The following is a 12,988-nucleotide window of genomic DNA, read 5'->3' as shown; positions in this document are numbered from 1 at the left end:
GCCGCGATCGACGAACCGAACAGGAAGAGCCAGTAGGCCAGCATGTTCAGCCGCTCGGCGACCGTCGTGAAGGGCGTCTCCAGCCTGGTGGTGACCCAGGCCCCGGCCAGGTCCCAGTTGGCCAGGTGCGGCAGGGCGAGGATCACGCCCTGGCCGGAGGCGAGCCCGTCGGTCAGGAAATCTATGTCCTTGGGGTCGAAGCCGGACCTCACGCGCTCGGGGCTCCAGGCCGGCAGCCGGAAGGACTCCATCCAGTAGCGCAGGTACGAGCGCATGCCCGCGCGGGAGAGCTCGGCGAGGCGCTCGGGAGTGGCGTCGGGCACCACGCGCGCGTAGTTGGCCTCCAGACGCCGGACACCCTTGCCGCGCCGCTTCCAGGCGAGGTCGGCGATGCCGCGGCCGAGGCGGACCGCGACGGGTTCGGGGAGCTTCTTGACGGTGCTCCAGCCGAGGCCGTACAGCGCGTCGGTGAGCCGGTCGGCGGTGCTCACTTCGTCGCCTCGCTCCCCTGGGATGCTTCCTCCCGCGCGGCCGCGGCCTCCGCCTCGGCGGACTCGCGGCGCACGGTGACCACGCGCTGGACGAGCGTGACGAGGCTGCCGACGGCGACGATCCACAGGGCGATCGGGAGCAGCCACTGGATGCCCGGGACACCGAACTTGTGCAGGCCCGCGAAGCCCGCGGCGACCAGCGAGATCACCAGCCGCTCGGCGCGCTCGACGAGCCCGTTGACGGCGACCGGCAGCCCGATGGACTCGCCGCGGGCCTTGGTGTACGACACGACCTGGCCGCTGGCCAGGCAGAAGATCGAGACGGCGCACAGGGCGTTGTTGTCGCCGCCGCCCGCGTACCACATCGCGAAGCCGCCGAAGATGGCGCCGTCCGCGACCCGGTCCAGGGTGGAGTCCAGGAAGGCGCCCCAGCGGCTGGTGCGGCCCAGCTGGCGGGCCATGTTGCCGTCGACCAGGTCGGAGAAGACGAAGAGGGTGATCACCACCGTGCCCCAGAAGAACTCGCCCACGGGGTAGAAGACCAGCGCGCCCGCGACCACACCGGCCGTGCCGATGAGCGTGACCGTGTCGGGGCTCACGCCCCGGCGGATGAGAAACGCGGCGAACGGCGTGAGGACACGCGTGAAGAATGCACGCGCGTACTTGTTCAGCATGGCCTTCCCGACGGTCGGTGTCGCCGCGGCCCCTGGTGGCCGCCGGCTGGCCCATCGTAGTCACGCGCACGCGTGCGTGACGGGCGGGCACCCACGGCCCGCCCCGCGAACCGGTGCGCGCCCCCACGCGCGGGGCGCGCGTGGCGCGATCAGGTCCGTCGTATGGACGCAACGTGACGGGAGTGGAAAGCTCGAAGAACCGCGGGCGTCGCCGGAGCCGCCGCAGCACGCGGGTCCCGCACGTCCGCGCCCCGATGACCTCACCGTGCACGGGAGGCAAGATCATGGGCGACAAGACACAGACACACCCTGGGGCCGCCGGCAGGGCTCTGGCGGCCGACCAACCCGCGTCCGTACGGAATGTGGTGCTGGTCGGCCACTCCGGTTCGGGCAAGACGACATTGGTGGAGGCCCTCGCGCTGACCGCGGGGGCGGTGAACCGGGCGGGCCGCGTGGAGGACGGCGGCACCGTCTCGGACTACGACGAGATCGAGCACCGGCAGCAACGCTCCGTACAGCTCTCGCTGGTGCCGGTCGAATGGGACGGCATCAAGATCAACCTCCTCGACACCCCCGGCTACGCGGACTTCGTCGGGGAGCTGAGGGCCGGTCTGCGAGCGGCGGACGCGGCCCTCTTCGTCGTCTCGGCCTCGGACGGGGTGGACGGCTCGACCCGGATGGTGTGGGAGGAGTGCGCGGCCGTCGGCATGCCCCGGGCGATCGTGATCACGCACCTGGAGGCGGCGCGCGCGGACTTCGAGGAGATGACCCGGGTCTGCGCGGAGGCCTTCGGCGGCGACGACCCCGACGCGGTGCTGCCGCTGTACCTGCCGCTGCGCGGGCCCGAGAGTCCCGACGGGCACGCGCCCGTGACCGGTCTCGTCGGGCTGCTGTCGCAGAAGCTGTTCGACTACTCGACCGGGGAGCGCAAGGAGTCCGAGCCCGGCGAGGACCAGCTGCCGGACATCGAGGAGGCCCGCAACCGGCTGATCGAGGGGATCATCGCCGAGAGCGAGGACGAGACCCTCATGGACCGCTACCTCGGCGGCGAGCAGGTCGACGTCAAGACCCTGATCCAGGATCTGGAGGGGGCCGTGGCGCGCGGCAGCTTCTTCCCCGTCCTCGCGGCCGCCCCCGCCGCCGAGGGCGCCCGGCAGGGTCTGGGCACGGTGGAGCTGCTGGAACTGGTCACCGGCGGGTTCCCGACCCCGTTCGAGCATCCGATGCCCGGGGTCACCACGATCGACGGCAAGCAGCGCGAGCTGAAGCCGTGCGACACGGACGGCCCGCTGGTCGCCGAGGTCGTCAAGACCTCCTCCGACCCCTACGTCGGCCGTATCTCGCTGGTCCGGCTGTTCTCCGGCACGCTGCGCCCCGACCGGACGGTGCACGTCTCCGGGCACGGTATGACCGACCGGGGCCACGAGGACCACGACGTCGACGAGAAGGTCGGCGCCCTGTCCATGTCCTTCGGCAAACAGCAGCGGCCGGTCACGCACGCGGTCGCCGGCGACCTGGTGTGCGTGGCCAAGCTCGGCCGCGCGGAGACCGGGGACACGCTCTCCGCGAAGGACGACCCGCTCCTGATGGAGCCCTGGCAGATGCCCGACCCGCTGCTGCCGCTCGCCATCCAGGCGCACAGCAAGGCCGACGAGGACAAGCTCTCCCAGGGCCTGTCCCGGCTGGTCGCCGAGGACCCGACGATGCGCCTGGAGCAGAACCAGGACACCCACCAGGTGGTCCTGTGGTGCCTGGGCGAGGCGCACGCCGACGTCGCCCTGGAACGGCTGCGCAGCCGCTACGGCGTCCAGGTCGACGTCGTACCGCACCGGGTCTCCCTGCGGGAGACGTTCGCGACGAGGGCGGCCGGACGCGGACGGCACGTGAAGCAGTCCGGCGGGCACGGGCAGTACGCCATCTGCGAGATCGAGGTCGAGCCGCTGCCGGGCGGCTCGGGCATCGAGTTCGTCGACAAGGTGGTCGGCGGCGCGGTCCCCCGGCAGTTCATCCCGTCCGTGGAGAAGGGCGTACGGGCACAGGCCGCCAAGGGGGTGGCCGCCGGGTATCCGCTCGTGGACGTGCGGATCACGCTCCTGGACGGCAAGGCCCACTCGGTGGACTCCTCCGACGCCGCCTTCCAGACCGCGGGAGCGCTCGCGCTGCGCGAGGCCGCGGCGGACGCGAGGATCCATCTGCTGGAGCCGGTCGCCGAGGTGACCGTGCTGGTCGGAGACGACTACGTGGGCGCCGTGATGAGCGACCTGTCGGGCCGGCGCGGCCGGCTGCTCGGCACCGAACAGGTGGGCTCCGGACGGACCCTGATCCGGGCCGAGGTGCCCGAGTTCGAGATCGGCCGGTACGCCGTCGACCTGCGCTCGCTGTCGCACGGCACGGCGCGCTTCGACCGGTCCTACGCCCGGCACGAGCCGATGCCCCCGCAGATCGCCGAACGGATCCGCGAACAGGCCGGGGACAACCCCTAGTTCCGCGCCTCCGGGCGGGCGGCTTCGGCCGTCCGCCCCCGCACTGTCGGTGACGGCGGATACGCTGATCACCTGATCACGTCGTGCCGCAGCCGACCGGTATCGGCACGACGGCCGGTCCAAAAGGTGTGCGGGGCAGGGAAGTCGGGAAGGCCGCAGGAGCGACGCCGGCGGCGATGGGGGCGGGAATGTCGTTTGGAACGGAGTGGGACGGGCCCCAGGTGCCCGTCTCGGGCGACGAGGGGCAGGCGGCCACGTCCGCGCTGGCGTCCGCCGCGTACCGGGACAACCCGATCGCGGAGATCAAGAAGGCCGACAACGAGTGGCACCAGTCCACCGTCAAGGCCGGCAAGATCGCCCTGTTCCGGCCCAACCTCGGTGAGGCGTTCGCCCGGGCCGTCGTCGACCGCATGATCTCCCCCGGCCGCAAGCCCCTGATCCAGTCCTTCGGCTCCGAGCCGCAGTTCGTGGTGGAGCACTGCCTGGCGGCCAACAACATCCGCCGTGAGCGCGACAACCGCCTGACCATGGTGACGGTCGTGTGCGGGCTGCTCTTCCTGCCGGGGCTCATCGTCTGGCTGCTCGTCTTCCAGCTGCGCACGCTCGTCGCCAAGCGGGACGACAAGCGGGCCGGGACGCTGGCCGGCGCGCTGCTCCTCGGGGTGGGCCTGCTCGCCGCGCTGTTCCTGATCAAGATGCCGTTCACCGGTTTCTGGGCCTGGTACGCGCGCGCGGCCGTGGTGCTGCCCGTGCTGGGCTGGTTCTGGGCCAAGCGGATCTGCGAGCGGGCCGCGGTCGATCTGCGGGCCCGCTGGGACGGGCTGCTGTCGGGCACCAGCGTCGGCGCCAAGGTCCCGGAGGCCGTGCCGCGCGGCCCCAACCAGACGGCGGCCGAGCAACTGCGCCAGTCGCTGGCCCGGCTCAGCGCCGAGCAGCAGTCCAACTCGGTCTTCTACGCCGGCCCCAAGGGGATACTCGGCATGGGCACCCGCTGGGGCGCCTGGCAGCTCGCCGAGGACCTGGTGCCCGCCGACCCCACCCGCGAGATCCACCCCTTCCGCAGCTGGGACGTCATCCGCGCGATCCACGACCAGCTCGCCCTGCTGGAGCGCGGCCCGCTGAACACCGGCGGCTTCCCCAAGCCCTCGATACGGCACTGGATCGTCACGCCGATCGGCGAGAAGGCCGGGGCGGTCTCCCGGCCGGAGGGCACCGACGTGGAGGCCTTCCAGGTCAAGCCGCACGCTATACAGGAGATCTGCAACAAGCAGCAGTTCGGCAGCGGTGACCGGCACTACCTGGGCGTGCAGTGGACGCTGTGGGACGGGCAGCTGGTCATCACCATGCTGATCACGGTGACCGTGCTGCACGAGACGCTGCGCATCGAGGTCACGGGACACGCGCTGGGACCGGTGAACCCGCTGTTCACCACCAAGCCGGAGGCGCCGACCAAGGAGGTCACCAAGTCCCTCAAGCCCTGGGAGACCCGTACGGTCAAGCTGCCCCTGGTCGACGCCGACGAGGTGGTGCGCCTCGCCGCGCGTGCGCCGCTGGCCTGGTACCCGCCGCTGCTCAACTGGCTCGGCGGCTCGATCGGCCTGCCGGAGCCCTTCGGTCTGCGGCACGCCTGGGCCGACCAGCCGTGGCGCCACCGCTTCATGGCCGACGACGCGCTGCGCGCGGCCACGCCGGTGCTGCGGGTGGTGCACTCGTCCGCGATCAGGGTCCTTCGGGAGAACGGCGTGGACACCGAGAAGTTCGGCACCCGCTCGTCGTTCCTCAGCGGGGCGGTGCAGGATCCGACGCCGAAGAAGGCGGATCTGTACGACGCGTAGCGGGCACCTCCGGGCAGGGGGCGTCCGCACGGCGCCGTCACACGCGCCAGGCCTCGGCCAGCATCTTCCTCGTGTCGGCCAGGAGCTGCGGCAGCACCCGGGTGTGACCCACCACCGGCATGAAGTTGGTGTCGCCGCCCCAGCGCGGGACGATGTGCTGGTGCAGGTGGGCGGCGATGCCGGCGCCCGCCACGGAGCCCTGGTTCATGCCGATGTTGAAGCCGTGCGCGCCGGACGCGGTGCGCAGGGCGGTCATCGCCTGCTTGGTCAGCTCGGCCAGCTCGGTGGTCTCCGGCCCGGTCAGGTCGGTGTAGTCGGCCACGTGCCGGTACGGCACGGTCATCAGGTGGCCGCCGTTGTACGGGTAGAGGTTGAGCACGGCGTAGACGTGCTCGCCGCGCCGGACGATCAGCCCGTCCTCGTCGGACTTGGCCGGGATGGAGCAGAAGGGGCAGCCGTCGCCGGCCCCGGGACCGGTCGGCTTGTTCTCGCCCTGGATGTAGGCCATCCGGTGGGGCGTCCACAGGCGCTGGAAGGCGTCCTGCGTACCCACCCCGATCTGCTGCTCCGGCTCACTCGTCATGCTAGGCAGCATATGGCGTGACGCCCCTGGACAGGGCAGGGCCCCCGGCGCGAGGAACTCGCCGGGGGCCGCCCTCGGTCGCCGCTCAGACCTGGGCCCGCTCCGCCACTACCTTCGCGATCTTCTCGATGGCCGCGTCGAACGGGATGCCGTTCTCCTGGGATCCGTCGCGGTAGCGGAAGGACACCGAACCGCCTGACATGTCCTCGTCGCCCGCGATGACCATGAAGGGCACCTTCTGCTTCTGGGCGTTGCGGATCTTCTTCTGCATACGGTCCGAGGAGGAGTCCACCTCGACGCGCAGACCCTGCTTGCGGGCCGCGGCCGCGAACTTCTCCAGGTAGTCCACGTGCGCGTCGCCGATCGGGATGCCGAGCGCCTGGACCGGGGCCAGCCAGGCCGGGAAGGCGCCCGCGTAGTGCTCCAGCAGGACGGCGAAGAAGCGCTCGATGGAGCCGAACAGCGCACGGTGGATCATGACCGGGCGCTGCTTGGAGCCGTCGGGGCCGGTGTACTCCAGGTTGAAGCGCTCGGGCAGGTTGAAGTCGAGCTGGATGGTCGACATCTGCCAGGTCCGGCCGATCGCGTCCTTGGCCTGGACGGAGATCTTCGGGCCGTAGAAGGCGGCGCCGCCCGGGTCGGGCACGAGGGGCAGGCCCTGCTTCTCGGCGACCTGGCGCAGGGTCTCGGTCGCCTCCTCCCAGGCCTCGTCGGAGCCGACGAACTTCTCCGGGTCCTTGGTGGACAGCTCCAGGTAGAAGTCGGTCAGGCCGTAGTCGCGCAGCAGGCCGAGGACGAAGGTGAGCGTCTTGTCCAGCTCCTCGGACATCTGCTCACGGGTGCAGTAGATGTGCGCGTCGTCCTGGGTGAAGCCGCGGGCACGGGTCAGGCCGTGCACCACGCCCGACTTCTCGTACCGGTACACGGTCCCGAACTCGAAGAGGCGCAGCGGCAGTTCGCGGTAGGAGCGGCCGCGCGCGTCGAAGATCAGGTTGTGCATGGGGCAGTTCATGGGCTTGAGGTAGTAGTCCACGCCCTCGTCGAGCTGCATGGGCGGGTACATGCCCTCGGCGTACCAGTCCAGGTGCCCGGACGTCTCGAAGAGCTTCCCCTTCGTCGCGTGCGGGGTGTAGACGAACTCGTAGCCCTCCTCCTCGTGGCGGCGGCGCGAGTAGTCCTCCATGACCCGGCGGACGATGCCGCCCTTGGGATGGAAGACGGCGAGGCCGGAGCCGATCTGCTCGGGGATGGAGAAGAGGTCGAGCTCGGAGCCGAGCTTGCGGTGGTCGCGCTTCTCGGCCTCGGCGAGGAAGTCGAGGTGCGCCTTCAGCTCGTCCTTGGACGGCCAGGCGGTGCCGTAGATGCGCTGGAGCATGGGGTTCTTCTCGCTGCCGCGCCAGTAGGCGGCCGCGTTGCGCATCAGCTTGAACGCCGGGATGAGGCGGGTCGAGGGCAGGTGCGGACCGCGGCAGAGGTCCTTCCAGCACAGCTCGCCGGTCTTGGCGTCCAGGTTGTCGTAGATCGTCAGCTCGCCGGCGCCGACCTCGACGTCCGCGCCGTCGTCGTGCGACGCCGAGCCCTTGAGGCCGATCAGCTCCAGCTTGTACGGCTCGGCCGCCAGCTCCTCGCGCGCCGCCTCGTCGGTGACCACACGGCGGGCGAACTTCTGCCCGCGCTTCTGGATCTCCTGCATCTTCTTCTCTACGGCCTTGAGATCCTCGGGCGTGAACGGCTTCTCGACGTCGAAGTCGTAGTAGAAGCCGTCCTTGACCGGCGGGCCGATGCCCAGCTTGGCCTCGGGGAACAGCTCCTGCACGGCCTGCGCCATCACGTGCGCGGTGGAGTGGCGCAGGATGTTCAGGCCGTCCTCGGACGAGATCTCGACACCCTCGACCTCGTCGCCGTCGGCAAGCCCGTACGCGAGGTCCCTCAGCTCGCCGCCCACACGCGCGGCGATGATCGAGCGCTCGCCCGCGAAGAGGTCGGCGGCCGTAGTGCCCGTCGTCACCACGCGTTCTTCCCGCTCGGAATCGCGTTGGATGATCACACGGACGTCTGACACCGGTCTCTCCTGACTGAAGGTGGGTGCGGCGCCATACCAGGAGCGCGCGCACAGGCGATCGTACCGACCCGACGGCGCCGACCGCGAAACGATAACCCTCGGTTCCCGTCTCCCCACGCCTTCAGTCCTCGTCCCCGTACGCCTCCTCGCACGCCTCCTCGAAGAAGTCGAGGTTCTCCTGGAGGGACTTCATCAGCCGGTCCCGCTCGGCCTCGTCGACCTGCACGGGTACGACCCCGGAGGCGCCGGTGAGCCTGCGGAAGCCGCCCCGGCGCTCCAGCCGGCCGTGCACGCGCACGGGGAGGCCGACGAGGTGGGCGTGGCCGGCGATGCGGTAGTCCTCCTCGTCCAGGGTGACCCGCACATGCGGGACCTCGGCGCCCGTCAGGACCCGGAGGCGTACGGTGCCCTCGCCGCCGGGGCCCGACCTGCGCATGCGGACGACGGCGCCGGTGACGCGGACCGGCACGGAGGGTTCCTCGTGCAGGTAGCGGAGCGCGGCCTCGCGCAGCACGGGCAGATCGCCGGGCGAGAACTCGACGGGTTCGGCGGAGGGGGCGCAGCCCTCGGGGACACCGGCGCCGGGCGCCCAGGCGACGGCGACCCGGGCGCCCTCGGTGCCCCGCACGAGCGCGCTAAGCGCCTCGGTCAGCTCACGGCTGACGCCCGCCTCGACGGCCCCGTCGAAGGCGTCCATGCCCCCGGTGGCCCGCCGGTAGTCGATGGCCTCGCGGACGGCGTAAAGAGCCTGGTGGAGGCGGACGGCGAGCGGGCGGCCGGTGGGCACGGGCACGAAGGCGGTGAGCCGGCAGCCCTCGGCGGCGGGTGCGACGAGGACGTCCTCGATGAGCGCGGTGGCGGACCGGCGGTGCCGGGCGCCGTAGTAACCGGCGCGCGCGCGGGTGGCGAGCGCGGCGGCGAGCAGCATCCGCCGGGCGGCGCCGCGCAGTTGCTCGTCGCGGGCCCAGGGCGCGGCGCCGGCCGGTCCGCTCGGGGTGTCGCGCCACCAGCGGATCTCGTCGCTGGGCACGGCGAGGGAGATCAGCACCTCGCGCGCGGCGGGGGTGTCGTTGCGGGCGAGGGCGTCGAGGGCCTCGCCGAGCAGGTCGTCGCTGTCGGGGAAGGCACGGCTCTCCGGCACCAGCAGGCTGGTCCCGCCGCCGCCCGGCCCCGGCGGGGTCCAGCGGCCGTAGCGCCCTGGGGCTCCGCCGCGCCGCTGCCAGCCGTGCCGGCGCAGCAGGGCGCCGAGCACGGCGGGGTCGACCTCGGCGGCCGCGGGCGGGCGGTTCCAGGGCAGGTCGTCGGGGTGCGGGCGGACCTGCCGCACCGGCTCCTCGTACGGACGGCTCCTCATGGCCTGCCTCCCGTCCCGACCCGCGTCATGATCTCGCACAGCGCCCGGTCGTCGAAGATGCGCGAGGTCGGTATCCGCACGGTGGTCCGGTGCCGGCCGGTGATGGGGTGGCCGGCCAGGTTGACCCAGTAGCAGCAGTGCCTCAGGTCGAGCCGGTCGTGGCTGGCGCGCAGCCAGTCGTCCTGGGAGCGCGGGACCAGCATGACGACCAGGATCTTGTGCACCGAGACGGGCGTGCGGGCGAGCTTGCGCAGATGGTCGTTGTCGAGCGTGAAGGAGAAGGAGCGGCCCGGCGGGTTCGGCGCGACCTGGTAGGTGCACTTGAGCTGCACCTTGATCGTGACCTCGTCGTCGACGGTGTGTCCGGGCGCGCTGTGACTGACGTGCCAGTCGATGCCGTTGTCCGGGAAGGGCTGGGACAGCGAGCAGCCGGCCGCGGCGGCGACCGCGTGCAGATAGCCGACCTGCAGTGTCTCCATGCAGGCGGTGGTGGCGAGCGTGCCGCGAAGGGGGCCCGTGCGTTCGGGCAGCAGCCCGCCCCGCTCGGGCTGCGCTATGGCCATGACCAACAGCCTTCCAAGCCAAGAGTTTCCCCGCTGAGGGCCGCTGAACTGCAAAGACCCGTACTCCTGTTGTGTCCTTCCGGCGTACGGCGCAAACGGCCCGGGTATCACCAAACGGGCAGAAGACGGAACGTCATCTGCTGAAGGTGAACGAGGAGTTGGATTGGGATGACGACCTGGTACGAGGGGCCGCTGGCCGCCTTCGACACGGAGACGACGGGCGTGGACGTCGAGACCGACCGGATCGTGTCGGCCGCCGTCGTCGTCCAGGATGCGCCGGGGACCCGGCCCCGGATCAGCCGCTGGCTGGTGAACCCGGGCGTCCCGGTGCCGGAGGCGGCGACCGCGGTGCACGGTCTTACGGAGGAGCACCTGCAGCGCAACGGGCGCTGGCCGGCGCCGGTGATGTACGAGATAGCCGAGCACCTGGCGGAGCACGCGGCGATGGGCCGTCCGCTGGTGGTGATGAACGCGCCGTTCGATCTGACGCTGCTGGACCGGGAGTTGCGCCGGCACCGGGCGTCCTCGCTGGACCGCTGGTTCGAGTCGGTGCCGCTCAGGGTGCTGGACCCGCGGGTGCTGGACAAGCACCTGGACCGCTACCGCAAGGGCCGGCGCACGCTGACCGACCTGTGCTCGCACTACGACGTGACGCTGGAGGGCGCGCACGACGCGGGCGCGGACGCGCTGGCCGCCCTGGAGGTGGTACGGGCGCTGGGCCGCCGTTTCGCGACCCGCCTCGAGCGCCTGTCCCCCGCCGAACTGCACACGCTCCAGGCCAACTGGCATGCGGCGCAGGCCCGCGGGCTGCAGGCCTGGTTCGCGCGCAGCGGCTCGGAGGAGATCGTCAGCACGGAGTGGCCGCTGCGGCCGGAGCTGCCGGCGGCGGCGTAGGAACCACCGTGAGGGCGCCTGCCGCCACAGGCGCCCGGTGCCGCACGGCCGGCGTCACCAGGAGCCGCCGCCCCCGCCCCCGCCGCCTCCGCCGACGCCTCCGCCGCCACCTCCGCCGCCTCCTCCACCGCCGCCGCTGCTGGAGGGCGGAGGGGCGCTGGACGAGGAGGAGGCGGTCATCAGGCCGAGGGCGTAGCCGGAGGTGAAGGCCGAGGTGACCGGGGAGCCGCGCCGGGGGACGGCCGTGGAGTCGGCGACGGCCCTGTCCCATGCGTACGCCACGTCCAGGGCCACCGCCCACGCGGTGTACAGCTCCAGTCGTCCCTCGTCGAGGGGCTCGTCGCCGTGGTGGGCGGACGGGTCCATGAGGTAGCGCCGCAACGCCTCGGTCCGGAGCCACAGTTCGGCGCCGCGCGGGGTGCGGGTGTACAGCTCCCAGGAGCGCAGCCACAGCGCGAGACCGGCGCCCACGGCGATCACGCCCGCCAGGAGGACCGGCCACCCCGCTTCGTCTCGATGGCCGCCGAGCCAGGCACCGACGGCGGTCGTGACGAAGCCGAGCAGGGTGACGCCGATGCCGACGGGGCGCCCGCCACGGGCGAGGCGCGCGTCGGCCCTGTCCCACAGGTCGCTGTTCTCCTGCCAGGCCGTCAGCTCGCGGTGCAGTGTCTGCCAGGCCGACCGGAAGGGGGCGTCGCGCAGTCCCAGGGTGACGGAGTCGCGCCCCGAGAAGACACTGCCCAGGACGACCCGGGCGACCGGGTCCTCGGGTGCCCCGGCCGGATCGCGGCGGACGAGGGTGGGGTACTCCTCGTTCCCCTCGATGGCGAGGTGCCCGTCGATCGCCGCGCCGAGCAGCCAGGCCACCTGGTGGTGGCTCTCCACACGTTCGGCGAGCAGGATCCCGCCCTCGGCGGGCGCCAGCCCCTCCGGGAGGGCGGGGGACGGAGCGAGGGAGGCGGCGAGCCGTTCGAGCGAGGCGCGCCGGGTGCGGCCGGGCGTGCCGTCGGCCGTCTTCTCGACGATCCGGTCGCGGCCGAGGAGGCGCAGCAGCCCGATCACGGCGGCGGCGCAGACCGGCATGAGGGCGAACGCGAGCAGGGCCGCCCGCCAGGGGCTGTCCACGGTCGTGCCGACGGCCTTCCCGGTGGGCGGCGCGGGCAGGGCGGGCGCCGCTCCGTCGAGCTTGCGTCCACCGGTGGCGTAGAGGGTGACGCCCTCGTGCCCCTTGAGCCGGCCGAGGGTGACGTCGAGCCGGCCGGACCCGTTCCGGCGGGCGTCACAGGGGCGTTGGGAGCCGTTGGCGCCCTGCACGCAGCGGGCGCCGGTGAGTTCGTACGGGGCGGCCACGTGGATCTCCACGTTCGAGCGGTCGACCCGCCAGCCGGTGCCGACGGCGTCCCAGGCGATCCTGCCCTTCTTCACGACGTCGGTGAGGGTGTACTGGATGCGGTACCGGTGCAGGCCGGTGACGGAGCCGCCCGGGTCGCCCACCTTGATCCGGGTGGCGATCTCCCGCCGGCCGTCCGGCGCCTCGTAGTAGTCGCCGACGTCGAACTCCCAGGGGACCCGGTGGCCGTCCATGGTGGCGGCGACCTTGGCGTACGCCTGGTCGTCCATCAGGTCCGGCAGATCGCGGTAGACGCCGTGCCGGGTGGCGCCGGGCTCGCCGAAGTCGTAGTCGATGACCTCGGTGACGCGGATGCTGCCGTCGGCGGCGATCCGGGCGCCCACCCACATCGTGTTGACGCGCTCCACGTTGCCGCCCATGCGGAAACCCGCGACGGCACCGCCGAGCAGCAGCGCGGCGAAGAAGACCCTGAGCCAGGTGAAGCGTCGGCGTCCCCGCGTCAGGGTCCCGGTCCGTCTGGCTCTCCCGCTGTCCGCAGCACTCAAGGAAACGCCCCCTCTTGTCACAGGGACCTCCCCAGCCCCCCGCGAAGATCGGAAGCGTATCCCGGGCCGGGGAGAACAAGAAGAGCCGGTCCGCATGATGCGGACCCGCACATTACCGGGGGGCGCTAAGGGGTTTGAAACAGGGACCTCTAC

At 72.0% G+C, this 12,988-nt stretch carries 10 protein-coding genes; 3 read left to right on the top strand and 7 right to left on the bottom strand.

The features are described 5' to 3' along the window. Both ACWEN3_RS26875 and pgsA read right to left on the bottom strand, forming a co-directional pair. On the bottom strand, positions 1-491 hold a 491-nt coding region (locus ACWEN3_RS26875; RefSeq protein ID WP_452975861.1), incomplete at its 3' end, for an LpxL/LpxP family acyltransferase. Continuing rightward, a complete protein-coding gene (gene pgsA, locus ACWEN3_RS26870; protein ID WP_452975859.1) occupies positions 488-1,165 on the bottom strand; it encodes a phosphatidylinositol phosphate synthase in 678 nt (225 codons plus the stop codon). The genes pgsA and ACWEN3_RS26875, both read right to left, overlap by 4 nt. A 284-nt stretch (positions 1,166-1,449) precedes the next feature. Here pgsA and ACWEN3_RS26865 point away from each other — a divergent pair, with 284 nt between their 5' ends. Next, entirely contained in the window at positions 1,450-3,648 is a 2,199-nt protein-coding gene (locus ACWEN3_RS26865; RefSeq protein ID WP_452975857.1) for an elongation factor G-like protein EF-G2, read from the top strand. A gap of 188 nt (positions 3,649-3,836) precedes the next feature. Then, entirely contained in the window at positions 3,837-5,483 is a 1,647-nt protein-coding gene (locus ACWEN3_RS26860; RefSeq protein ID WP_452975855.1) for a hypothetical protein, read from the top strand. Positions 5,484-5,520: 37 nt separating this feature from the next. On the opposite strand, the gene ACWEN3_RS26855 is transcribed toward ACWEN3_RS26860, so the two are convergent. The 4 genes from ACWEN3_RS26855 to ACWEN3_RS26840 all read right to left on the bottom strand — a co-directional run bounded on the left by ACWEN3_RS26855 (position 5,521) and on the right by ACWEN3_RS26840 (position 10,045). Further along, on the bottom strand, positions 5,521-6,078 hold the full coding sequence (locus ACWEN3_RS26855; RefSeq protein WP_452975853.1) for an HIT family protein: 558 nt from the start codon (positions 6,076-6,078) through the stop codon (positions 5,521-5,523). 73 nt (positions 6,079-6,151) lie between these two features. After that, the gene (gene thrS / locus ACWEN3_RS26850) at positions 6,152-8,128 is read right to left on the bottom strand and encodes a threonine--tRNA ligase (protein ID WP_452975851.1); all 1,977 of its coding nucleotides are present in this window, start codon (positions 8,126-8,128) and stop codon (positions 6,152-6,154) included. A gap of 121 nt (positions 8,129-8,249) precedes the next feature. Further along, on the bottom strand, positions 8,250-9,482 hold the full coding sequence (locus tag ACWEN3_RS26845) for a hypothetical protein (protein ID WP_452975849.1): 1,233 nt from the start codon (positions 9,480-9,482) through the stop codon (positions 8,250-8,252). After that, entirely contained in the window at positions 9,479-10,045 is a 567-nt protein-coding gene (locus ACWEN3_RS26840; protein ID WP_452975847.1) for a DUF4365 domain-containing protein, read from the bottom strand. Before ACWEN3_RS26840 ends, ACWEN3_RS26845 begins: the two co-directional genes overlap by 4 nt. A 168-nt stretch (positions 10,046-10,213) precedes the next feature. Here ACWEN3_RS26840 and ACWEN3_RS26835 point away from each other — a divergent pair, with 168 nt between their 5' ends. Then, the gene (locus tag ACWEN3_RS26835; protein WP_452975845.1) at positions 10,214-10,939 is read left to right on the top strand and encodes an exonuclease domain-containing protein; all 726 of its coding nucleotides are present in this window, start codon (positions 10,214-10,216) and stop codon (positions 10,937-10,939) included. 54 nt (positions 10,940-10,993) lie between these two features. Here ACWEN3_RS26835 and ACWEN3_RS26830 read toward each other — a convergent pair whose 3' ends face one another. Beyond that, a complete protein-coding gene (locus tag ACWEN3_RS26830) occupies positions 10,994-12,835 on the bottom strand; it encodes a DUF2207 domain-containing protein (protein ID WP_452975843.1) in 1,842 nt (613 codons plus the stop codon). Between the last annotated feature and the right edge of the window lie 153 nt (positions 12,836-12,988).

It is taken from the genome of Streptomyces sp. NPDC004561 (genome assembly GCF_053602155.1).
The sequence above is the reverse complement of the archived record's forward strand: the minus strand, read 5'-3'. Positions and strand labels throughout refer to the sequence as shown.

Coding starts and splice junctions, on each gene's coding strand:
- pgsA (WP_452975859.1), bottom strand. CDS start 1,165: ATGCTGAACAAGTACGCGCGTGCATTCTTCACGCGTGTCCTCACGCCG.
- ACWEN3_RS26865 (WP_452975857.1), top strand. CDS start 1,450: ATGGGCGACAAGACACAGACACACCCTGGGGCCGCCGGCAGGGCTCTG.
- ACWEN3_RS26860 (WP_452975855.1), top strand. CDS start 3,837: ATGTCGTTTGGAACGGAGTGGGACGGGCCCCAGGTGCCCGTCTCGGGC.
- ACWEN3_RS26855 (WP_452975853.1), bottom strand. CDS start 6,078: ATGCTGCCTAGCATGACGAGTGAGCCGGAGCAGCAGATCGGGGTGGGT.
- ACWEN3_RS26845 (WP_452975849.1), bottom strand. CDS start 9,482: ATGAGGAGCCGTCCGTACGAGGAGCCGGTGCGGCAGGTCCGCCCGCAC.
- ACWEN3_RS26840 (WP_452975847.1), bottom strand. CDS start 10,045: ATGGCCATAGCGCAGCCCGAGCGGGGCGGGCTGCTGCCCGAACGCACG.
- ACWEN3_RS26835 (WP_452975845.1), top strand. CDS start 10,214: ATGACGACCTGGTACGAGGGGCCGCTGGCCGCCTTCGACACGGAGACG.